Consider the following 23,351-nt stretch of genomic DNA (forward strand, 5'->3'; position numbering starts at 1 on the left):
GTGTCATCTTCGCTATGGTTGCAATGTATGCAGCAGCTTCAAGAAGAGCTACCAGCTACAGAATTCAGTATGTGGGTTCGTCCGTTACAAGCGGAGCTCAATGACAATACTCTCACTTTGTTTGCACCGAACCGATTTGTTTTGGATTGGGTGCGCGATAAGTATCTGAACAGCATTAACCGACTTTTGCAGGAATATTGTGGTAACGATATTCCTAACTTGCGTTTTGAAATCGGCAGTCGTCCGGTATCGGCACCTAAGCCTGCGCCAAAGCGTACACCTGCTGATGTGGCGGCAGAGTCTTCAGCGCCTGCGCAGCTGCAAGCTCGCAAGCCAGTTCACAAAACTTGGGACGATGACGCAGAAGCTGTGGCGAACATCAACCATCGCTCGAACGTTAATCCGAAACACAAGTTCAAGAACTTCGTCGAAGGTAAGTCCAACCAACTTGGTTTGGCGGCCGCGCGTCAGGTGTCGGATAACCCGGGTGCAGCCTACAACCCACTGTTCCTATATGGCGGTACGGGTTTAGGTAAAACGCACTTGTTGCACGCGGTGGGCAACGCGATTGTGGATAACAACCCCAACGCGAAAGTGGTGTACATGCACTCTGAGCGTTTTGTTCAGGATATGGTAAAAGCCCTGCAAAACAACGCGATTGAAGAGTTCAAACGCTATTACCGCAGTGTTGATGCGTTACTTATCGATGATATTCAGTTCTTCGCCAATAAAGAGCGTTCTCAAGAAGAGTTCTTCCATACTTTTAACGCGCTACTTGAAGGCAACCAACAAATTATCCTGACGTCAGATCGATACCCTAAAGAGATCAACGGCGTAGAAGATCGCCTTAAATCGCGTTTTGGTTGGGGTTTGACGGTAGCGATTGAGCCACCTGAACTGGAAACTCGTGTCGCGATCTTGATGAAAAAAGCGGAAGATCACCAAATCCATCTTGCGGATGAGGTGGCATTCTTTATCGCTAAGCGACTGCGTTCTAATGTCCGCGAACTTGAAGGGGCACTAAACCGCGTTATAGCGAATGCGAATTTTACAGGCCGACCAATTACTATCGATTTTGTTCGTGAAGCGCTCCGTGACTTGCTTGCTCTGCAAGAGAAGCTAGTGACGATCGATAATATTCAAAAGACGGTAGCGGAATACTACAAAATAAAAGTGGCAGATTTATTGTCTAAACGTCGCTCTCGTTCGGTTGCTCGTCCTCGTCAGCTTGCCATGGCATTGGCGAAAGAGCTGACAAACCATAGCTTGCCTGAGATTGGTGATGCGTTTGGTGGTCGCGACCATACTACGGTTCTGCACGCTTGCCGTAAGATCGAGCAACTACGCGAAGAAAGTCACGATATTAAAGAAGATTACTCGAACTTGATTCGTACCCTTTCTTCTTAATTCAAAGTATCCTTATACCCTGATTATTGGGGTATAAACCCCCAGCCATTACTCTGTTTGTATAAGCAAAAAGAATTCTGATAAGAGCGTCCTATGAAATTTTCCATTGAACGTAGCCACTTACTAAAACCGCTTCAACAGGTATCCGGGGCGTTAGGTGGTCGACCAACACTGCCAATCCTTGGTAACTTGTTGCTAAAAGTAGAAGACAATGTGTTGTCGATGACTGCCACCGATCTCGAAGTGGAATTGATCAGCCGAGTGACGCTGGAAGGTGACTTTGAAGCAGGTAGTGTGACGGTTCCTTCACGTAAGTTTTTGGATATTTGTCGCGGTTTGCCCGATGACGCAGTGATTACCTTCATTTTAGAAGGTGATCGCGTACAAGTTCGCTCTGGTCGTAGTCGTTTCTCACTTTCAACATTACCAGCAAGTGATTTCCCGAACATCGAAGATTGGCAGAGCGAAGTCGAAATGACACTCACTCAGGCCGAATTGCGTGGCGTAATAGAGAAAACACAATTCTCTATGGCCAACCAAGATGTGCGTTATTACCTTAACGGAATGCTTTTTGAAATTGATGGTAGTACGCTACGTAGCGTCGCGACCGACGGTCACCGAATGGCTGTTTCTCAGACTCAACTAGGCGCTGATTTCGCACAGAACCAAATCATCGTCCCGCGTAAAGGGGTACTTGAACTCGTTAAGTTGATGGATGCACCGGAGCAGCCTGTCATCTTACAAATTGGTAATTCTAATCTTCGTGCAGAAGTAAATAATTTTGTTTTTACTTCTAAGCTGGTTGACGGCCGTTTCCCGGATTATCGTCGCGTAATGCCGCAACATACGACCAAAACGCTGGAAGCAGGGTGTGATGAACTGCGCCAGGCATTTTCTCGAGCGGCCATCTTGTCGAATGAAAAATTCCGTGGCGTGCGAGTGAATCTTGCAGATAGCGAAATGCGCATTACCGCCAACAACCCTGAACAGGAAGAGGCGGAAGAGATGCTGGATGTCAGCTTTGAAGGCGACGCGATCGAGATTGGATTCAACGTTAGCTATGTACTGGACGTGTTAAACACGCTGCGCTGTGAAAAAGTTCGTATTTCAATGTCTGACGCTAATGCCAGTGCATTGATTGAAAATGCCGACGATGACAGTGCGATGTACGTGGTTATGCCAATTCGACTCTAGCATGCCGCTTACCCGTCTTATTATTCAGCAATTTAGAAACATTAAAGCCTGTGATATTGACCTATCATCAGGCTTTAACTTTCTTATTGGTCCTAATGGAAGCGGTAAAACCAGCGTCCTTGAGGCCATCTATTTACTTGGTCACGGTCGATCTTTTAAGAGCTCGCTAACAGGGCGAGTGATTCAAAATGACTGCGATGAACTGTTTGTTCATGGCCGTTTTTTGAGCTCTGATCAATTTGAGCTACCTATTGGCATTAATAAGCAGCGTGATGGCTCAACAGAGGTTAAAATAGGCGGTCAATCTGGACAAAAGTTGGCTCAGTTAGCTCAGGTTTTGCCCTTGCAACTTATTCATCCAGAAGGGTTTGATCTGTTAACTGATGGACCGAAACATCGCCGAGCATTTATTGACTGGGGCGTGTTTCATACAGAGTCTGCATTCTATGATGCATGGGGTCGATTCAAACGACTGAATAAGCAGCGTAATGCGTTATTGAAAACAGCAACGAGTTACCGAGAACTCAGTTATTGGGATCAAGAGATGGCTAGACTGGCTGAAAACATCAGTCAGTGGCGATCGCTGTACGTAGAACAATTGAAATCGAAAGCAGAAGAGATTTGTCAGACTTTTCTGCCTGAGTTTGATATCCAGTTGAAGTATTATAGAGGCTGGGACAAAGATACGCCGTATCAAGAGATTCTAGAGAAAAACTTCGAACGAGATCAGTCGCTTGGTTACACATTCAGTGGACCCAATAAAGCCGATTTAAGAATCAAAGTAAACGGTACACCCGTAGAAGATGTATTGTCACGAGGCCAGCTTAAATTGATGGTTTGTGCACTTCGGGTTGCACAGGGCCAACATCTGACAGAGATGACAGGCAAACAGTGTATTTACCTGATTGATGACTTTGCATCGGAATTAGATAGCCAACGTCGAAAGCGTCTAGCAGATTGCTTAAAAGAGACGGGGGCTCAAGTTTTTGTAAGTTCTATTACGCAAAGCCAAGTTGCCGATATGGCAGATGAAAATGGCAAGATGTTCCATGTGGAACATGGCACAATAGAACAAAATATATAGCGGAAGATAACTCATGTCTGAAAATTACGATTCATCGAGTATTAAAGTACTAAAGGGTCTGGATGCGGTTCGTAAGCGTCCAGGTATGTACATCGGCGACACGGATGATGGCACCGGTCTGCACCACATGGTTTTTGAGGTGGTGGATAACTCAATTGATGAAGCGTTAGCGGGTCACTGTAAAGACATCCTTGTGACAATTCATGAGGACAACTCAGTTTCTGTCAGTGATGATGGCCGTGGTATCCCAACGGAAATGCACCCTGAAGAGAAAGTCTCTGCAGCCGAAGTTATCATGACGGTACTTCACGCGGGCGGTAAGTTTGATGACAACTCATACAAGGTGTCAGGTGGTCTGCACGGCGTAGGTGTTTCTGTAGTAAACGCACTGTCTGAAAAAGTGGAACTGACTATCCAGCGTGGTGGTCACATCCATTCTCAAACTTATCATCATGGTGAGCCTCAGGCGCCACTAGCTGTGGTTGGTGATACAGATAAAACGGGTACTCAGATCCGTTTTTGGCCGAGCTCAGCAACGTTCTCTAACACCGTATTCCACTATGACATCCTAGCAAAACGTCTGCGCGAGCTGTCTTTCCTAAACTCTGGTGTCTCGATCAAGTTGATTGATGAGCGTGAAGAAGATAAAAGCGACCACTTCATGTTTGAAGGCGGTATTCAAGCGTTCGTTGACCACCTAAACACCAACAAAACGCCGATCATCGACAAGATTTTCCACTTCAACTTCGAACGCGAAGACGGCATTTCGGTGGAAGTGGCGATGCAGTGGAATGATGGCTTCCAAGAAAACATCTACTGTTTTACCAACAACATCCCTCAGCGTGATGGTGGTACGCACTTGGCAGGCTTCCGTGCTGCACTGACTCGTACGCTGAACACCTTCATGGACAAAGAAGGTTTCTCGAAGAAAGCAAAAACAGCGACATCAGGTGATGATGCTCGTGAAGGCTTGACGGCCGTGGTATCGGTGAAAGTGCCGGATCCGAAATTCTCCAGCCAGACCAAAGACAAACTGGTTTCCTCTGAAGTGAAATCGGCGGTTGAGTCGGCAATGGGTGAAAAACTGTCTGAGTTTTTGGTTGAAAACCCAAGCGAAGCGAAGATGGTATGTAGCAAAATCATCGATGCGGCACGTGCACGTGAAGCAGCGCGTAAAGCCCGTGAAATGACGCGTCGTAAAGGCGCATTAGACCTAGCTGGTCTACCAGGTAAACTGGCTGACTGTCAGGAAAAAGACCCAGCACTATCTGAACTCTACATAGTGGAGGGTGACTCGGCAGGCGGCTCCGCAAAACAAGGCCGTAACCGTAAAAACCAAGCAATCCTACCGCTGAAAGGTAAAATCCTGAACGTAGAGAAAGCTCGTTTCGACAAGATGCTCTCTTCTCAAGAAGTCGCAACACTGATCACCGCGCTAGGCTGTGGTATTGGCCGCGATGAGTACAACCCAGACAAACTGCGTTACCACAACATCATTATCATGACCGATGCGGATGTCGATGGTTCGCACATTCGTACGCTACTATTGACCTTCTTCTACCGTCAAATGCCTGAGCTTATTGAGCGTGGTTACGTATACATTGCTCAGCCACCACTGTACAAAGTGAAGAAAGGCAAGCAAGAGCAGTACATCAAAGACGAAGACGCGATGAACCAGTACCAGGTTGCGTTGGCGCTGGATAACGCTGAGCTGCACGTAAACCCTGAAGCTCCAGCTCTGGCAGGTGAATCGTTAGAGAAACTTGTTCACCAATACAATGCTGGCATCAAGCTGGTGGAACGCATGAGCCGCCGTTACCCATACGCGTTGATTCACGAGTTTATTTACTCTCCTCGTCTGACAGCTGAGCAGTGCCACGATGCAGAAGTTGTGGACGCATGGACAAAACAATTGGTTGAACAGCTGAATGCGAAAGAAGTGGGTGCGAGCCAGTACAGCTACGAAGTAGAACAGCACGCTGAGTTGGGCTTAAGTCTACCTAAGATTGTTGTACGTACACACGGTGTGACCCATACCTTCCCACTGAGTATCGACCTGATCAACTCAAAAGAGTACGGCAAGCTGGCAGATCTGTCAGAAGCATTGCACGGCTTAATTGAAGAAGGTGCGTATATTAAGCGCGGTGAACGTACTCAACCAGTCGTTAGCTTTGTTGAAGCACTGAACTGGTTAATCAAAGAGTCACGTCGCGGTCTAAGCCTACAGCGATACAAAGGTCTGGGTGAGATGAACCCTGATCAGTTGTGGGAAACGACGATGGATCCAGAATCACGCCGTATGATGCAGGTAACAATTGAAGATGCGGTAGGCGCAGATCAGTTGTTCACCACGTTAATGGGTGACCAAGTAGAACCTCGTCGTAACTTTATCGAAGAGAATGCGCTGAAAGTAGCAAACCTCGACGTGTAAGTTAAGCCTCACCCTCAACATCAAAAGCAGCGATCTCTCGCTGCTTTTTTGTTTTCCATTTACTGGCAAATCGCCACTTTGTGCCAATTTATTGGGGCTTTTGGTATGAAGTTCCAACTCTCGATTCCACCTCGCGACTTTGTCCCCGTTTAGCGCGTTTATTGCCATTTTGTTCGACTGCCGGCTTTTGCTTTCTTTGTTGTACTCGATATAGTGGTGGGGCGTTGAATTATTAACCAAGAGATAAAGACAAATGGTGATTATTTTCCTGAACTAAACCGGAGGTGAGCTCACTTCCGGTCAATGCATTGAAGCTATCTGTAAGACAAGGCATTTAGAAGGAAATAATCATGTTTGAACGCTGGTTCTCAGCGTATGGTGCTGCGCTACGAACTTGGTGGTTAACCAGCCGTTTCTTAACGTATCAATCTCCGTTGCGGTTATTGTTGCTTTTTGAAACCCATGAGCGTCTGGCGCGATGTCGCAACTTAGCGCGAGTCACCATCGGTGATACGGTGAGTTTAGTTGATATTGAACGTTCTCATTACTACCGAATGACGATCGTCGATTCCCGAAAAAATCAGCCGTTAACGGGGATGTTGGCGGTGGATTCGCATTTAGGTTCCCGTTTGTTAGGGCGTGCTCGGAACGAGGTGTTCGATGTTGAGATATTTCATCAGCGGCGATGCTTTGTGATTACCGACATTGTTCATCAATCACGGCCACCGGTTGAACAACCGTCGTGTGGCTGCCTGTTATGCCAGTAAACAAAGGTGACGTCATGAGTAAACAAGAGAAGAAACAGCCACAGCTAAGCCTGAAAGAAAAACGTAAGTTAAAGCAGGAGAAAGCGGCAGAGCAAAGCGTGGTAAAAGCGCGTAAGCCGTCGCGTAAGTAATTCGTCAAGTTGCCGAGCCCATCTTACAAGGTGGGCTTTTTAGTGCAAAAAATCATAGATCCACTTGAAAGCCATTTTTACGACCTTATATATATTTATGAAGAGATGCCAAATGGGTCTCTGAACACGACTGACTGAGCATCGCTTTTAAGAGGATTGCTCAAGTAGTACAACCCAAATCGAGATTCTATTTCATGTTCCAGTGCAATGATGCCAGTGAAGTGAATCGAATCCACTTAGCCTAACTTGCATCGGCTAAGACTATTGCTTAATCAAGAGGATAGTTAATATGAGAACTGTAGATTTCACTCCTTTATACCGCAACGCAATCGGCTTTGATCGTCTTTTCAATATGATGGAAGCGAACTCAGCAAAGAATAATTCTGGCGGTTACCCTCCTTACAACATCGAGCAGAAAGACGACAACCACTACCGTATTACCATGGCGGTCGCGGGCTTTGCTGAAGACCAGCTAGATATTACGCAAAACGAGAACATGCTGATTGTAAAAGGCGAGCGTAACGGCGAAGACGACAAAAACTACGTATACCAAGGTATTGCCGAACGCGATTTTGAGCGTAAATTCCAGCTAGCGGATTACGTAAAAGTGATTGGTGCAAGTATGGAAAATGGCTTGCTGCACGTTGATTTGGAACGCGAAATTCCTGAAGCGATGCAACCACGTAAGATCGCGATTAATGGTCAAAAGCTTATCGAAGATAAGTAAAAAATCGTTGATGATAAAGAGTGAAAGAGCGCCATTGAGCGCTCTTTTTCGTTCTTGTATTAGCCTTCTTGATAAGCTTTCTTGATTTCTTCGGCAATGATAGCGATGCCTTTTTGCATCATCTCATCGTCTTGTACGTAGTTCATACGTAGACACTGATGTGCGTGTTCCCAATCATCTTCCTGCCCGATAAAGAAATACTCACCCGGAACGATTAAAACGCCACGCGCTTTCAGGCGTTTGTACAGTTCCATCGTTGTGATCGGTAGTTCGTCAAACCACAGCCATAAGAAGATCGCGCCTTCCGGTTTATGAATGCGGAAGCGTTTATCGGTAATGGCCTGTTGCAGTAGCTCAACCGCACGCAGTGATTTTTGCTTGTAGAAAGGTTTGATCACCTCAGTACTGAGTTTTAGCAAGTCACCTTTTGCGATCATATGATTGGCGATTGTCGGGCCGACGCTGCCTGGGGCAAGGCTGATGATACCATTCATATTGGTCATCGCTTGAGTGATTTCTTCGCTGGCAATCACAATCCCACAGCGCACTCCTGGTAAACCCAATTTCGATAAGCTCATACATAAGATGGTATTTTCATTCCAGAACGGCTCTACGTCTTCAAAAATAATGTTCGGGAATGGTAGGCCATACGCGTTGTCGATGATCAGTGGAATATTGTTCTCACGCGCTAACTTATCGAGTTTGTGGATTTCTTCGTCAGTCAGGACATTACCTGTTGGGTTCGTCGGACGAGAGGCACAGATCGCCGCCACCGATTCATCGACTTTCAATTCTTCAAAGTCAACGTGGTACTTAAACAAGCCGTTATCAAGCAGCTCAATTTCAGGGTGGTAAGAGATAAAAGTATTCTCATCGATCCCTGCGTCACCATAGCCGATGTACTCAGGCGCGATGGGCAACAAGATCTTCTTGTGTGAACCGTCGGGTTGCTGACCAGCCAGTAGATTGAAAAGGTAAAAGAAACCGCTCTGGCTGCCGTTGGTCAGGCTGATGTTCTTTTCTGTGATATTCCAACCGTAGGTTTCTTTCAATAACGTTGCCAGCGCTTTTACAAAGGTGTTTTTTCCTTGTGGGCCATCGTAGTTGGCGAGCGCGGCGATTAGGTCACCGCTGGCGAGCAGGTCTTCACTGGCTTGGCTAAAGTAGTCGAGCATGGCAGGAATGGCGGCGGGGTTGCCTCCACCGAGCATGATGGCACCAGGCGTGCGTAGACCATCATTTAAGTCGTCCATTAACTGCGTGATACCGGAATACTGATTAAATTTTTCGCCAAACTTAGAAAACTGCATTGCTTCTTTTACCTAATTCATTGTGATTGCTTTATATGTAATACGCTGACTCAGATCAGCTAATAGTGTAATACTTGACCTTACCTTAATGCTTTTACGACGCAAAGCACAAAATTTGGCTTTAGATAAAAATAAAGCCCGACTCAAAGAGTCGGGCTTGTTGATACATAATGATTTCAGCTAAGAATTACTTCTGTAGTAGTGAAATATCCGCAATTTGCAGGAATAAATTACGTAGATTGTTCAGTAGTGTCAGACGGTTTTTCTTAAGTGCTTCATCGTCTGCCATAACCATTACGTTATCGAAGAACGCATCCACTGGCTCACGTAGGTCAGCAAGCTTGCTTAGTGCTTCTTGGTAGTTACCCGTGGCAAATGCAGGTTCTAGCGCTTCTGTCATTACTTCAACGCTTTCTGCCAGTGCTTTCTCTGCGTCTTCTTGTAGCAGTGCTAGGTCAATCTCTTCAGCGAGTTCACCGTCGAATTTCGCTAGGATGTTACCGACACGCTTGTTCGCTGCCGCGAGAGACTCAGCCGCTTCGAGTTCACGGAAGTGAGATACCGCTTTCACGCGTTGGTCGAAGTCTGCTGGTTTAGTAGGACGACGAGCCAATACCGCTTGGATGATATCAACGCTGAAGCCTTCGTCTTGATACCAAGCACGGAAACGACCCAGCATGAATTCAATCACGTCTTGCTCTACGTTGTCGTTGGTCAGCTTGTCGCCGAACAAAATCTTCGCTTCACGAACCAAATCAACCAGATCAACGTTGTAGCCGTATTCTACGATAATACGCAGAACACCTAGAGAGGCACGACGAAGTGCAAATGGGTCTGAGCCTTTAGGAGCCTGACCGATACCAAAGATACCAACGATAGTGTCTAGCTTGTCTGCCATAGCTACAGCTGTTGATACACCGTCAGTTGGTAAATCATCACCAGCGAAACGCGGCATGTACTGCTCGTTCAGTGCCACCGCAACCGCTTCGTCTTCACCGTCATGGCGAGCGTAGTGCATGCCCATCACACCTTGAGTATCGGTAAATTCGAATACCATCGATGTCATTAGATCACATTTCGCTAGTAGGCCTGCGCGTGTTGATTTTTCTACGTCAGCACCGATTTGTTTCGCAATGTAGCCTGCTAGCGCTGCGATACGGTCGGTTTTGTCTTTGATTGTGCCAAGCTGCTTCTGGAAGATAGCGGTTTCTAGTTCAGGTAGACGATCGATAAGCGGGCGCTTACGGTCTGTGTTGAAGAAGAACTCTGCGTCAGCAAGACGTGGACGTACTACCTTCTCGTTACCTTCGATGACGTGGCGAGGCTCTTTCGACTCAATGTTCGATACGAAGATGAAGTTAGGCAGGAGTTTTTTCTCTGCTGAATAAACAGGGAAATACTTCTGGTCACCTTTCATGGTGTAAACCAACGCTTCAGAAGGTACTTTTAGGAATTCTTCTTCAAACTTCGCGGTAAGTACTACTGGCCATTCAACCAGAGATGTGACTTCTTCAACTAGGTCATCTTCTAGATCAGCGATACCGCCAACTGCGGCTGCTGCTTTTTGAGCGTCAGCGAGGATGATGGCTTTACGCGCTTCGTAGTCTGCCATGACTTTACCGCGCTCTTCTAGGATCGCAGGGTACTGTTCAGCAGAGTCGATGGTGAACTCTTGCTCGCCCATGAAGCGGTGACCACGGATAGTGCGGCTCGATGCTACGCCAAGGATTTCGCCTTCGATCAGGTCGCTGCCCATTAGCATAGTGAGTGTCTTAACAGGACGGATAAATTGAGTCGTCTTATCACCCCAACGCATTGGTTTTGCGATAGGTAGGTTTGCTAGTGCTTTTGCTGCTAGCTCAACCACGATCTCAGACGCTGGCTGACCTTTGACTTCTTGTTTGAACAGTAGCCATTCGCCTTTGTCTGTTACCATGCGATCCGCTTGGTCAACCGTGATGCCACAACCACGAGCCCAGCCTTGAGCTGCTTTGGTTGGGTTGCCTTCCGCGTCAAATGCTGCAGAAACGGCAGGACCACGCTTCTCAACGATTTTGTCTGATTGGCTGTCTGCCAGTGCTGTTACTTTAAGTGCAAGACGACGAGGTGCTGCAAACCACTTAATGCCTTCGTGAGCAAGTTCCGCGCTTTTTAGTTCTGCTTCAAAGTTTGCAGCGAATGCTTCAGCCAAAGTACGAAGTTGCGTTGGTGGTAGCTCTTCTGTACCTAGCTCGATTAGAAATTCTTTTGCCATATTGGATCTTCCCTTACGCGTTTTCTTCTTTTTTGCACATTGGGAAGCCAAGAGCTTCACGTGATGCGTAGTATGCTTCTGCTACTGACTTAGTCAGGTTACGGATACGCAGGATGTAGCGTTGACGCTCCGTCACTGAGATCGCTTTACGTGCGTCTAGTAAGTTGAAGGCGTGACCTGCTTTCAGGATGCGCTCGTAAGCAGGAAGAGGAAGAGGCTTTTCAAGCTCAAGTAGCTCTTTACACTCTTTCTCACATTGCTCGAAGAAACTGAATAGGAATTCAACATCAGCGTGTTCAAAGTTGTACGTTGATTGTTCCACTTCGTTTTGGTGGAAGATATCACCGTAAGTAACGCTGCTGCCGTCAGGAGCGATGTTCCATACCAAATCGTAAACAGAGTCTACTTCTTGGATGTACATAGCGAGACGTTCGATACCGTAAGTGATTTCACCCGTTACAGGCTTACATTCAAGGCCGCCAACTTGTTGGAAGTAAGTAAACTGAGTCACTTCCATGCCGTTTAGCCAAACTTCCCAGCCTAGACCCCAAGCGCCTAGCGTTGGGTTTTCCCAGTTGTCTTCAACGAAACGGATGTCGTGTACAAGTGGGTCAATACCAAGAACTTCAAGAGAACCAAGGTACAACTCTTGGATATTGTCTGGTGATGGTTTTAGCGCTACTTGGAATTGGTAGTAGTGCTGAAGACGGTTAGGGTTTTCACCATAACGGCCATCGGTCGGACGACGTGAAGGTTGTACGTAAGCTGTCGACATTGGCTCTGGGCCAAGCGCTCGTAAACAGGTCATTGGGTGAGAGGTACCCGCACCCACTTCCATATCTAGCGGTTGAACAATGGTACAACCATTTTGAGCCCAATAATCCTGCAGCGCGAGGATCATTCCCTGGAAGGTTTTGATATCGTATTTTTGCATAAGTCAGGTTCGCGCGATTCTCTAGTTACTCATTTATTCGTCTTTTCTGCTGAGTTTTCAACTCAAACAAGGGCGGTAAAGAGTAATTACGGTTGAATAAATTAACGATCAAGTATACCCAGATATTAGTGTTCGGAGTAGGGTTAATCTTGATTAATTCCTAGTCATATTTCTCGTTTAATAGAAATTTAACGGCTTATGTATCTAAATTTTCCTAAACGGGAGTATTTGGCGGTTTTTCGTCTTGAGATTCTGGACTTAGGTGGTTAATATTGCGCCCATCTTTGGGGAGTAGCTTACTAAGTCGATGACCTTTTCGTCTTAGTTCGTTCGTCAACATAATTGGTGCAAAATCACCATGGCGCTCGAGACTCATCGCTTGATGGGTTTAGCAAGACCTTAGATAAACATCGTGAACCGGGGTGGGGCGCGAGGTTTATCTATGGTTAAAATTATAATCCCTGCCCCAATGAGCATGTCGTGAGCGTTTTAGCTATTTCAATTACCAGTGTAGCCTTAGCAGAAATTGGCGATAAGACCCAATTGCTATCTCTACTTCTTGCCAGTCGTTATCGTAAACCTGTTCCCATTATTGCTGCGATCTTTTTTGCAACAATTGCTAACCACGCTTTGGCAGCTTGGTTGGGTGTGGTGGTCGCCGATTATCTGTCTCCAGACGTTTTAAAATGGGTGCTGGTGGTCAGTTTTGCTGCGATGGCGGCTTGGGTACTGATTCCAGATAAGCTGGATGATGACGAAGAAATTTCAAACCGAGGCCCATTTGTTGCCAGCTTTATCGCGTTTTTTATCGCCGAGATTGGGGATAAAACCCAGATCGCGACGTCGATTCTTGGTGCGCAGTACGCCGATGCGTTAACAATGGTTGTTCTTGGCACCACCATTGGTATGTTGCTCGCCAATGTGCCAGTTGTGCTGATAGGCAAGTTGTCGGCGGATAAAATGCCATTAGCACTGATCCGAAAAATCACCGCGGCTCTGTTTGCTGCGTTAGCGATCGGGGCTTACTTCTATTCTTAAATTGCCTTCTTACATACGCGGATTGAGGTCTTTTAGGTTCTGAGTGCGAGTATTTTTTTAACCTGCTCGCATTTTTAATAAGTGTACACATTGATGCTTATTAGGTGAGGTGTTGTTTTCTTTCACCACTTGATGGAAATAACTTTGAATTCAGCCGCATATTCTTTTGGCTGTGAAGCCGAGATACGTCGCTAAAATATCAAACAGCCAGTGGTACTGATGTACTAATCAACTGGCTGTTTTTATTTGTGTTTTCACCCTGTTGCTGGTGGGTGTTTTACTGGTTATTTTGTGGGCATCTTAGTTCGCAAGGAATCGCTATGAAAACCACTCTGCTATCTGCCGCTATTGTTTCAGCTCTGACTATTGCTTCGCATTCCACTGTCGCTGCTGACATTGATGACATGTCACAGCTCACCATCATTCCGAATCACAACGCGTCCCTCATTCGCAACTTCAACCCTTACGCAGTATCGCGTTTGCATACCGCGCGTGACTTTATCTTTGAACCGCTGGTGATTTTCAATGAGTTGAAAGGGAATGTTCCCGAGTATCGCCTTGCGACTGGGTACAGTTTGAGTCAAGACCTGCTCAGCATCACGTTTGATTTGCGTGAAGGGGTGAAATGGTCAGATGGCGAGACGTTTGACGCAGATGACGTCGTGTTTACGTTTGAATTGGTGAAAGGGCACGCTAACATCGACGATCGAGGAATCAATAGCAAAATTAAGTCGGTAGAAAAACTTGGGCCTTATCAAGTGCGATTCCATCTCAATGAGGTGAACACCAACATCAGTTATGAAATTGTTCAGGTGCCGATTGTGCCTGAGCATCAGTGGAACAGCGTGGAAGATCCGGCTGCGTTTATGAACCCGAATCCAGTAGGGACAGGGCCGTTTACCGAGTTACCGCAGTTTACCAAAACGTTGTTCTTGCAGTGCCGCAACCCGAATTATTGGGATAAAGCCAACTTAGATGTCGATTGTTTGCGTATTCCGCAAATGAACCACAACGACCAAGTGTTGGGTGAGCTCATGAACTCCAAGATCGACTGGGCTGGCTCGTTTGTTCCGGATATCGACCAAACGTATATGAAAGCCTCAGAGAATCACGGTTACTGGTATCCACCAGCGGGCACACAAGCATTTGTGTTTAACTACGCGTCAAAAGACAAGGTTAAGCATGAGGTGCTCAATGACATCGATTTCCGCCGCGCTTTCTCCATGGCGATTGACCGCCAGACCTTGATCGATATTGCCAACTACGGTAACGCGGTACTGAACGATTTTGCCTCTGGGCTCGGTTACGCTTTTGAAGCTTGGTCTGACAAAGAGACCCACAACAAATACAAGCCATTCATGACGTACTCGCCAGAAAAAGCCAAAGCACTGTTGGCGAAAGCGGGCTACAAAGATATCGACAACGATGGTTTTGTTGAATCTCCGTCTGGTGGCAAATTTGAGTTGTTGATTCAATCTCCACAAGGATGGACCGACTTTAACAACACCGTCATGTTGGCCACTGAGCAATTGGCGGAAGTGGGGATCAACGTTAAAGCTCGCACTCCAGACTTTTCGATTTACAACAAAGGCATGATCTCGGCGGATTACGATATCGCCTACACCAACTACTTCCACGGCCCAACGCCACACAAGTATTGGGACAGTGGCTACCACTCGCGTCTGCAAGCTTCTGAAGGGATGCCACGTTTCGCGATGCACCATTGGAAAAACGCGGATTTGGACAAACTGTTGGATAGCTTCTACAAAACTGCTGATGGCCAAGAGCAGCGTAAGATTGCAAACAGTATTCAAGCATTGATCGCGGAAAACCAAGTGACCGTGCCAGTATTATCTGGGCCTAACTTCTACCAATACAACACCACACGCTTCACAGGCTGGTGGAACAAAGACAATCCGAAAGGCCGTCCTATGGTATGGGAAGGCACGCCCGAGCGATTGCTGCATGTCCTCGATTTAAAACCTCGTAGCTAGTTTCTAGCTAACCTTGCTAAGTGTTGGCCCTGACTTCGGTTGGGGCCTTTTTTGTGTTGGTTAGGCATGCATAACCAATGACACGTCTGAGCGAATTTACTGAAATGCGTGATGTTGGACATATAAGTGTCATCACTGTCATGCTACTTTAAGGATGTGAATGATGTTGCTCTAATTATTTGAAAGCTCGTTGTTTTGGCGATGATTTTAAGTATGAAGAGTGTAGCGAGAGGGCAAGTTTATGCTTACACGTTATACGGGGATGTCCCCAAAAAGTCAGAGTTATTTGTTCACCTTTGGTTTGGTTCTTTGCTTACTGGCGATGGCACTTACTGATATGTGGTTGCCTATCGTAGCAGGCTCGTTCATTTTGACCGGATTAACGGTGGAAGCGTGGATCAGGGTGGCGCATATTATCCCGATGCATGAAGAAATGCGTGCGATGAAAAAGCAGATTCGAAAGCTAGAGTCTGAAGTTCGCACCCTAGAGTATGAAGAATAAAAATCGGCAGCCTCAGGCTGCCGCTTTACATTGTGTGGCGCATAAGCGTTACTCAACACCCTTCTTGATCAGGTATTGGTAAGGTAGCTCGTCGGTTTGAGCGGCAATCAGCTGATGATCCATAAAACGACAAAAACTCGGGATATCACGAGTGGTTGAAGGGTCGTCTGCTTTTACCAACAATACGTCCCCATCGTTCATATTTCTAATTGTCTTCCTGACCATCATAACTGGCTCTGGGCAGCGGAGTCCTTCTGCTTCTAGAGTATGTGTTGCCTGCTCTGGATTGAATGTCATGGTCATATCTTTTTTGCTCTGATCTGGGCGTAGATAATACTGCCGAAGAAAAAATATTCAATAAGCACTTGGCAAACAGATCATTTTGTTTTAACTTAGTTAACAAGTTGGTAACAATTAAAACAAGGAGCAGCGATTATGACATCACTAGATCGTCTTACAATCTATTCAGTGTTGTGCTTTATCTCCTTTTGCGCACTTGTTTTACATTCATCAGCTGAACCTTCGTATATGCCACTTCTTGGTATGGTTGCGACGGTTGTAGGGATTTGGCTCGAGATGCACCGTTGGCCGAGTGCATCTGAAGAGCAAGAACATTGATGGATGACTTCCAACATCCATCAACATTTGTAACTACGCTCAAATACATTCCGACACTATCCCCATTTTTCTTGGGCTTCCCCGCTGTGAAAGGCGGGATTTTTTTTGCCTAAAGAGTAGAATCTGACGAATACCCTGTTAAAAAGAAGCGGCTATTTGTGGAATTAGAAGAGATCTATCGACGCGACTTAAACCTGTTTGTTGCTTTGCGAGTGCTGATTGAAGAGTCCAGCGTTAGCAAGGCTGCAACTCGGCTTAATTTGAGCCAATCGGCGATGAGTCGAGTGCTCGGACGATTGCGTGACATGCTCGGCGATCCACTTTTTACCCGCCAAGGCCAGCATCTGATTCCGACCGAGAAAGCGCTTGAGATCGATAGAGCGCTGGGTGAACCCTTGGAGTCGCTGCGGCAAATCCTATCGCCGATCGAGTTTGAACCCAGTAGCTGCGAGCAGACGTTCACCATTGCGACCACCGATTATGCGATGCAGACCATTCTGCCGTTTGCTTTGCCGCGTATTTATCAGGAAGCGCCTAAGGTGTCGTTTAACTTTCTTCCGTTGCAGCACGACAGGCTAGACGACCAATTGACCTACGAAGGCGCGGATTTGGCGATCTGCCGTCCGATTGGTCCGGTTGAGCCGTTGCAGAGCGAAATTTTAGGCCGAGTCGGTGTGTTGTGTTTGTTGTCCAAGCAACATCCACTAGCTGATACTGAGATGAGTTTGCAGGACTATGTAACTTGCCCTCACGCAATGATCGCCATCAGCGACGGGGTAAAAGCACTGATAGAGCAAGCGTTGGTTGAGTACCCTGAGCGAAGAATGGTGTTACGCGCTTATCATCTCGAAGCGGCGCTGGCGATAGTCGATACCATGCCGTTGATTATCACCGTGCCCGCTGATTTGGCTTATTTGGTTGCTGAGCGATATGACTTGGTGGTTAAGCCGTTACCGTTCCACTTCACCCCGTTTGATTATTCGATGATTTGGCACCCACGCTGTGAGCATTCTCCCGCACAAGAGTGGCTGAGAGGGATTGTTAAAGAGGAGTGCGGCCGTTTGATCGCTAAACGAATTGAGGATATGGGATTAGGTTGATTAGATATCAAAAGAGCCAGTCATGCTGGCTCTTTGTCTTTCTATGTGTTTTTGAGCTTATAGCTTGATTACGACGCGACCTGTCACTTGGCCGTTAGTAATGTCTTCGGCGTATTTTGGCGCTTCTGCTAGTTCAACTTCCGTACAGGCTTGATCAAAGTAGCTGTCTGGTAGTAGCTCAACCAGTTTTTCCCACGCTGCGATACGTTTCTCGGTCGGACACATGACCGAATCAATTCCTTGAAGGCGTACGTTACGTAGGATGAATGGCATGACTGTTGTTGGCAGGTCGAAACCGCCCGCCAGACCACATGCAGCCACCGCGCTGTTGTAGTCCATTTGCGCGAGTACTTTTGCTAATACTTTGCTGCCAACTGTGTCTACAGCACCTGCCCAGATTTGTTTTTCTAGTGGTCGTGCCGGTTCTTCAAATTCAACACGGTCGATGATGCGGCTTGCGCCTAGTTTTTCTAAAAGAGGACCATTTTGTTCAACACGACCCGTAACTGCTGCAACTTTGTAGCCTAGTTGAGCCAACAGAGTGACCGCAACTGAACCCACACCGCCGCTTGCACCAGTAACCAGAATCTCACCGTCTTCCGGTTTGATGCCCGCATCCAGCAGCGCTTGAACACACAACATTGCGGTAAAACCAGCTGTGCCAACCATCATCGCTTTTTTGCTATCGAGGCCTTTTGGTAGTGGTACCAGCCAGTCCGCTTTTAGACTTGCGCGTTGAGCCATACCGCCCCAGTGGTTTTCACCCACTCCCCAACCTGTGAGCACCACTTTGTCGCCTGCTTGGTAACGAGCGTCTTTAGAATCAACCACGGTACCAGCAAGGTCGATGCCCGGAACCATCGGGAAGTTGCGGATGATTTTTCCTTTACCAGTGATCGCCAAACCATCTTTGTAGTTCAGTGACGAGTAATCGACATCGATAAGCACGTCTCCTTCCGGTAGCTGTGCTTCATCGATTTGTTCGATGCTCGCGATAGTGCGTTTTTCTTCTTGGTTTAGAATCAGAGCGTTAAACATAAGTGGTCTCCACTGTCAGCAGCAATATTAAAAAACTGATGTTGAGTGTAGTATCAAAACGACTATGACTAAAATGAAACTTTAGCATTATACCTATGCATATCACGCATTATCATTAAGGTTATTGTGGCGATAAAAAAGCCAGTCTCTCGACTGGCTTAGATAACTAGGAAGAAAAAGCGGTTTAGGAAAGGAAAAACTTATACGCAGGGTTTTCGGTTTCGTCTTTACACTGATAACCCAACTCACGTAAATGCGCGGAGAATTGCGGCAGGTCAGCTTCATCCAATTGGAAGCCACAAAGTACCCGACCATAATCCGCACCGTGATTGCGGTAATTAAACAGGCTGATATTCCAGTGCGTGCCAAGCGTGCTTAAGAATTTAAGCAATGCGCCAGGGTATTCTGGAAACTCAAAGCTGTACAAACGCTCTTTCAACGGTTTTGAAGGCTTACCGCCGATCATGTAGCGTACGTGCAATTTCGCCATTTCATCATCGGATAGGTCAATCACCGGATAACCGCCTTCACGTAGATCGTGAATGATATGATCCAGTTCCTCTTGACCGCCTTGTAGACGAACACCAACGAAAATATTCGCCAAGCTATCATCGCTGTAACGGTAGTTAAATTCCGTCACTGCGCGTCCACCTATCAGATGGCAGAACTCAAGGAATGCCCCTTGGCGCTCAGGAATGGTGACCGCCAATAAACCTTCGCGTTTTTCGCCCAATTCACAACGCTCAGAAACATAGCGCAATCCGTGGAAGTTGGTGTTGGCACCCGAGAGAACCGTCCCCAGTTTTTTGCCTTCCAGCTTGTTCTTTTCGGCAAACTTTTTCAAACCAGCTAGGGCTAACGCGCCTGATGGCTCGGCAATCGCACGTGTATCTTCGAAGATGTCTTTGACCGCTGAACAGATTTCATCGCTTGATACCGTAATGTGGCCGTCTATGTATTTCTGACAGAGTCGGAAGGTCTCTTCGCCGATGCGTTTTACTGCGACACCGTCGGCAAACATGCTGACTTGGTCAAGCACTACCGGTTCACCTGCGTCGAGTGCCGCTTTTAGGCACGCGGAATCTTCAGGTTCAACTGCGATGACTTTGATTTCTGGCATCAGTTGTTTGACTAAGACTGCAACACCCGCAGCCAAACCACCGCCACCGACAGGAACGAAAATGTAATCGAGGTGGCCGTTTTGCTGCAGCATCTCCATACCGATCGTACCTTGCCCTGCGATCACCAGTGGGTGGTCAAAAGGCGGTACAAAAGTATAGCCGTTTACTTCGGATAAACGTTCTGCTTCCGCTTTCGCTTCGTCAAAGTTGCTGCCATGAAGAACGACATTACCACCAAAGCCGCGTACTGCCTCGACCTTGATGTCCGGCGTGGTTCTTGGCATCACAATCGTGGTTTTGATGCCGAGCTTAGTACCTGAAAGCGCCATGCCTTGCGCGTGGTTGCCCGCAGATGCAGCAATCACGCCCGCCGCTTTTTGCTCGTCAGTTAGGCTCGACACCATGTTGTAAGCGCCGCGCAGTTTAAACGAGTGCACCGGCTGACGGTCTTCTCGTTTGATTTGTATATGGTTTTTCAGACGTGCCGACAAACGCGGCATGTCCTGCAGTGGTGTGACGATCGCGACTTCATACACCGGCGCGCGCAAGATTTGGCGCAGGTACTCTGCGCCAGATAGTTGGTTGAGGGTTGAAGAATCGCTCATAAGCTAGTCCTCTAGCTTAGATTTATCTCGTACTGCCCCTTTGTCAGCACTGGTTGCCATGCTTGCGTATGCTTTCAGTGCAAAAGACACTTCACGTTCACGAGCAACGGGTTTCCAGCCTAGCTCGTCTTGCTTCACTCGGCGCTCGGCAAGCTCTTCCTCTGAGATCTCTAGAGAGATAGTACGATTTGGAATATCAATCGCGATCAGATCGCCATTTTTCACCAAGCCAATCGCGCCGCCATTTGCTGCTTCTGGGGAAGCGTGACCGATAGACAGACCGGAAGTACCGCCAGAGAAACGACCGTCAGTCAGCAAGGCACATTCTTTACCTAAACCCATCGACTTAAGGTAAGTAGTCGGGTAGAGCATTTCTTGCATACCCGGACCGCCTTTTGGCCCTTCGTAACGGATAACAACCACATCACCCGACTTAACTTTGCCACCAAGGATGCCTTCTACCGCGTCTTCTTGGCTTTCAAATACCACCGCAGGGCCTGTAAATTTCAGGATGCTTTCATCAACACCCGCAGTTTTTACAATACAGCCGTCGAGCGCGATATTGCCTTTCAGTACGGCAAGGCCACCGTCCTGGCTAAATGCGTTTTCTTTGGTGCGGATACAACCTTCAGCACGGTCATCATCTAATGTGTCCCAACGACACTCTTGCGAGAACGCTTGAGTGGTACGGATACCCGCAGGGCCAGCACGGTAGAACGATTTTACTTCTTCCGAGTCGGTCAGCATGATGTCGTACTGCGCTAATTGCTCTTCCCAAGTCAGACCCAGTACTGTCTTAGACTGGTTGTGTAGCAAACCTGCGCGGTTCAGTTCACCAAGGATACCGACAACACCACCTGCGCGGTGTACGTCTTCCATATGGTATTTCTGAGTGGATGGTGCGACTTTGCACAAATGCGGAACCAGACGAGACATGCGGTCGATATCGGTCATGTCGAAGTCGACTTCGCCTTCTTGCGCTGCCGCTAACAGGTGCAGAACTGTGTTGGTTGAACCACCCATCGCGATATCCAGAGCCATTGCGTTTTCAAACGCTGCTTTAGTCGCGATATTACGTGGTAGGGCGGTTTCATCGTCTTGCTCGTAGTAACGTTTGGTCAGCTCAACGATGCGTTTACCTGCATTAACGAACAGTTCTTTACGATCCGCGTGCGTCGCCAGTAGTGAGCCGTTACCCGGCTGAGACAAACCAAGTGCTTCGGTCAGACAGTTCATTGAGTTTGCCGTGAACATGCCCGAACATGAACCACAAGTCGGACACGCCGAGCGTTCGATCTGTTCGCTTTGTTCGTCTGAAACTTTCGGGTCAGCGCCTTGGATCATCGCATCAACCAGATCCAGCTTGATGATTTGATCAGAAAGCTTGGTTTTACCCGCTTCCATTGGGCCACCAGAGACGAAAATTACTGGGATATTCAGGCGCATTGACGCCATTAGCATTCCCGGAGTGATTTTGTCACAGTTAGAGATACACACCATCGCGTCAGCACAGTGCGCGTTGACCATGTACTCCACCGAGTCCGCGATCAGTTCACGTGAAGGCAGCGAGTAAAGCATGCCGCCGTGACCCATCGCGATGCCATCGTCGACTGCGATAGTGTTGAATTCTTTGGCGATGCCGCCTGCCGCTTCGATTTCGCGCGCAACAAGTTGACCAAGGTCTTTTAGATGAACGTGGCCAGGTACAAACTGAGTAAATGAGTTCACCACCGCGATGATTGGCTTACCAAAGTCTTCATCTTTTACGCCAGTTGCGCGCCACAAGGCACGTGCACCCGCCATGTTGCGTCCGTGTGTGGTGGTGGCTGATCTATATTTAGGCATTGTGCTACTTCCTTATTCTGCATCTTGCGGGTAAACGTAATCCAACCAGCCCCACTTATCTTCAGTGGTGCCGTTGAATAGACCAAAGTACGCTTCTTGAAGCTCTTTAGTGATAGGGCCACGTTTACCGCTGCCAACTTCAATCTTATCGATAGTCGCGACTGGCACGACTTCTGCGGCTGTACCCGTCATAAACACTTCGTCTGCTAGGTACAGAGCTTCGCGGGCAATGTTTGCTTCACGAACTTCGTAACCCTTGTCACGCGCTAGCGTCATGATCGAATCACGAGTGATGCCCGGTAGGATTGCGCTGGTTGCTGGAGGTGTCGTAATAACGCCGTTTTTAACCACGAAAATATTCTCGCCTGCGCCTTCTGACAGGTAACCATCTACGCTCAATGCGATACCTTCGTCGTAACCGTGGCGACGAGCTTCACCGCCTACAAGTAATGAAGATAGGTAGTTACCGCCGGCTTTTGCTGCCGTTGGGATGGTGTTTGGTGCCGCACGATTCCAGCTTGAAACCATCGCGCTTACGCCTTTTTCTAGGGCTTCTTCACCAAGGTAAGAGCCCCAAGGGAACGCGGCGATAATCAGATCCATCTCTGTACCCACTGGTGGGCAAACACCTAAACCCACGTTGCCAACAAAACCCAGTGGGCGAATGTACGCGCTATCGAGTTTGTTTTGACGTAGCGTTTCGCGTGTCGCTTCCATGATCTCATCGATTGAGTAAGGGATAGGGAAGCGGTAAATCTTCGCTGAATCTTTAAGACGCTGTGCGTGCTCGCGGTGACGGAAGACAATTGGTCCTTTCGGTGTGTTGTAGCAGCGCACGCCTTCGAATACCGATGTACCGTAATGCATTGCGTGAGTCAGTACGTGGACATTCGCGTCTGCCCATGGAACCATTTCACCGTTGAACCAAATGTAATCTGCAGTTTTTGTAGCCATTATTGCCTTCCTTATGCACAAATCTTTTGTTGTAAGTTGTTGTTTGGTAGTTCGTCGCTCGCGATTTTCGTCACATCAACCGTTCGAACGTCCCAGAGTTTCTCTATCTGATTAGTAATGAAAGAGATTGGACGATCACTATCTACAATAATCTCAACGCTCGCTACTTTGCTTTCGTGATTTTGTGTAGCTGCTACCTGTTTGATGACGAATCCACGGTGGCGAACGACGCGAAGAACACGTTCCAAAAGGACTGGTTTATCATCAGCTTTGATGTCTAATAGATATCTTTCCATG

The 23,351-nt window shown here is 47.4% G+C and carries 20 protein-coding genes; 11 read left to right on the forward strand and 9 right to left on the reverse strand.

The genetic code is table 11. From position 1 onward, the window contains the following. From dnaA to NP165_RS00030, 6 genes are all read left to right on the forward strand, one after another. Window positions 1–1,407, forward strand: a complete 1,407-nt coding sequence (gene dnaA / locus NP165_RS00005) for a chromosomal replication initiator protein DnaA (protein WP_257084361.1) — start codon at window positions 1–3, stop codon at window positions 1,405–1,407. A 93-nt stretch (window positions 1,408–1,500) separates the two neighbouring features. Continuing rightward, window positions 1,501–2,601 carry a DNA polymerase III subunit beta gene (dnaN, locus tag NP165_RS00010; protein WP_257084362.1) on the forward strand — a complete coding sequence of 367 codons (1,101 nt, stop codon included), beginning with the start codon at window positions 1,501–1,503 and terminating at the stop codon, window positions 2,599–2,601. A gap of 1 nt (window position 2,602) precedes the next feature. Further along, entirely contained in the window at window positions 2,603–3,685 is a 1,083-nt protein-coding gene (gene recF, locus NP165_RS00015; RefSeq protein WP_257084363.1) for a DNA replication/repair protein RecF, read from the forward strand. A gap of 13 nt (window positions 3,686–3,698) precedes the next feature. Then, the gene (gene gyrB / locus NP165_RS00020; protein WP_257084364.1) at window positions 3,699–6,116 is read left to right on the forward strand and encodes a DNA topoisomerase (ATP-hydrolyzing) subunit B; all 2,418 of its coding nucleotides are present in this window, start codon (window positions 3,699–3,701) and stop codon (window positions 6,114–6,116) included. Between the two features lie 350 nt (window positions 6,117–6,466). Beyond that, window positions 6,467–6,883, forward strand: coding sequence for a GreA/GreB family elongation factor (locus tag NP165_RS00025; RefSeq protein ID WP_257084365.1), 417 nt, complete (start codon window positions 6,467–6,469; stop codon window positions 6,881–6,883). 420 nt (window positions 6,884–7,303) lie between these two features. Then, a complete protein-coding gene (locus tag NP165_RS00030) occupies window positions 7,304–7,741 on the forward strand; it encodes an Hsp20 family protein (protein ID WP_257084366.1) in 438 nt (145 codons plus the stop codon). Window positions 7,742–7,800: 59 nt separating this feature from the next. On the opposite strand, the gene NP165_RS00035 is transcribed toward NP165_RS00030, so the two are convergent. The 3 genes from NP165_RS00035 to glyQ form a co-directional block, all read right to left on the reverse strand. After that, on the reverse strand, window positions 7,801–9,051 hold the full coding sequence (locus tag NP165_RS00035; RefSeq protein WP_257084367.1) for a valine--pyruvate transaminase: 1,251 nt from the start codon (window positions 9,049–9,051) through the stop codon (window positions 7,801–7,803). Window positions 9,052–9,238: 187 nt separating this feature from the next. After that, window positions 9,239–11,305, reverse strand: coding sequence for a glycine--tRNA ligase subunit beta (gene glyS, locus NP165_RS00040; RefSeq protein WP_257084368.1), 2,067 nt, complete (start codon window positions 11,303–11,305; stop codon window positions 9,239–9,241). A 13-nt stretch (window positions 11,306–11,318) separates the two neighbouring features. Beyond that, entirely contained in the window at window positions 11,319–12,239 is a 921-nt protein-coding gene (gene glyQ, locus NP165_RS00045; RefSeq protein WP_257084369.1) for a glycine--tRNA ligase subunit alpha, read from the reverse strand. Between the two features lie 480 nt (window positions 12,240–12,719). Here glyQ and NP165_RS00050 point away from each other — a divergent pair, with 480 nt between their 5' ends. The 3 genes from NP165_RS00050 (at window position 12,720) to NP165_RS00060 (ending at window position 15,773) form a co-directional block, all read left to right on the forward strand. After that, window positions 12,720–13,277 carry a TMEM165/GDT1 family protein gene (locus NP165_RS00050; RefSeq protein WP_257084370.1) on the forward strand — a complete coding sequence of 186 codons (558 nt, stop codon included), beginning with the start codon at window positions 12,720–12,722 and terminating at the stop codon, window positions 13,275–13,277. 320 nt (window positions 13,278–13,597) lie between these two features. Continuing rightward, window positions 13,598–15,271, forward strand: coding sequence for an ABC transporter substrate-binding protein (locus NP165_RS00055; protein ID WP_257084371.1), 1,674 nt, complete (start codon window positions 13,598–13,600; stop codon window positions 15,269–15,271). A gap of 241 nt (window positions 15,272–15,512) precedes the next feature. Further along, the gene (locus tag NP165_RS00060) at window positions 15,513–15,773 is read left to right on the forward strand and encodes a hypothetical protein (protein ID WP_257084372.1); all 261 of its coding nucleotides are present in this window, start codon (window positions 15,513–15,515) and stop codon (window positions 15,771–15,773) included. Between the two features lie 48 nt (window positions 15,774–15,821). Here the strand turns inward: NP165_RS00060 and tusA are convergent, their stop codons facing one another. Next, window positions 15,822–16,070, reverse strand: a complete 249-nt coding sequence (tusA, locus tag NP165_RS00065) for a sulfurtransferase TusA (protein ID WP_257084373.1) — start codon at window positions 16,068–16,070, stop codon at window positions 15,822–15,824. 135 nt (window positions 16,071–16,205) lie between these two features. On the opposite strand from tusA, the gene NP165_RS00070 reads away from it, so the two are divergent. Beyond that, window positions 16,206–16,391, forward strand: a complete 186-nt coding sequence (locus NP165_RS00070; RefSeq protein ID WP_257085602.1) for a hypothetical protein — start codon at window positions 16,206–16,208, stop codon at window positions 16,389–16,391. Window positions 16,392–16,549: 158 nt separating this feature from the next. After that, window positions 16,550–17,491 carry a LysR family transcriptional regulator gene (locus tag NP165_RS00075; protein WP_257084374.1) on the forward strand — a complete coding sequence of 314 codons (942 nt, stop codon included), beginning with the start codon at window positions 16,550–16,552 and terminating at the stop codon, window positions 17,489–17,491. Window positions 17,492–17,548: 57 nt separating this feature from the next. Here NP165_RS00075 and acuI read toward each other — a convergent pair whose 3' ends face one another. The 5 genes from acuI to ilvM all read right to left on the reverse strand — a co-directional run bounded on the left by acuI (window position 17,549) and on the right by ilvM (window position 23,350). Then, window positions 17,549–18,529, reverse strand: coding sequence for an acrylyl-CoA reductase (NADPH) (gene acuI / locus NP165_RS00080; protein WP_257084375.1), 981 nt, complete (start codon window positions 18,527–18,529; stop codon window positions 17,549–17,551). A 184-nt stretch (window positions 18,530–18,713) separates the two neighbouring features. Then, a complete protein-coding gene (ilvA, locus tag NP165_RS00085) occupies window positions 18,714–20,255 on the reverse strand; it encodes a threonine ammonia-lyase, biosynthetic (protein ID WP_257084376.1) in 1,542 nt (513 codons plus the stop codon). 3 nt (window positions 20,256–20,258) lie between these two features. Next, a complete protein-coding gene (ilvD, locus tag NP165_RS00090) occupies window positions 20,259–22,100 on the reverse strand; it encodes a dihydroxy-acid dehydratase (protein ID WP_257084377.1) in 1,842 nt (613 codons plus the stop codon). A gap of 12 nt (window positions 22,101–22,112) precedes the next feature. Beyond that, complete coding sequence (gene ilvE / locus NP165_RS00095) at window positions 22,113–23,054, reverse strand: branched-chain-amino-acid transaminase (protein ID WP_257084378.1); 942 nt, start codon at window positions 23,052–23,054, stop codon at window positions 22,113–22,115. 11 nt (window positions 23,055–23,065) lie between these two features. Further along, complete coding sequence (gene ilvM / locus NP165_RS00100) at window positions 23,066–23,350, reverse strand: acetolactate synthase 2 small subunit (protein ID WP_257084379.1); 285 nt, start codon at window positions 23,348–23,350, stop codon at window positions 23,066–23,068. Between the last annotated feature and the right edge of the window lies 1 nt (window position 23,351).

The sequence above is a fragment of the Vibrio japonicus genome (assembly GCF_024582835.1).
GTDB classification, from domain to species: domain Bacteria; phylum Pseudomonadota; class Gammaproteobacteria; order Enterobacterales; family Vibrionaceae; genus Vibrio; species Vibrio japonicus.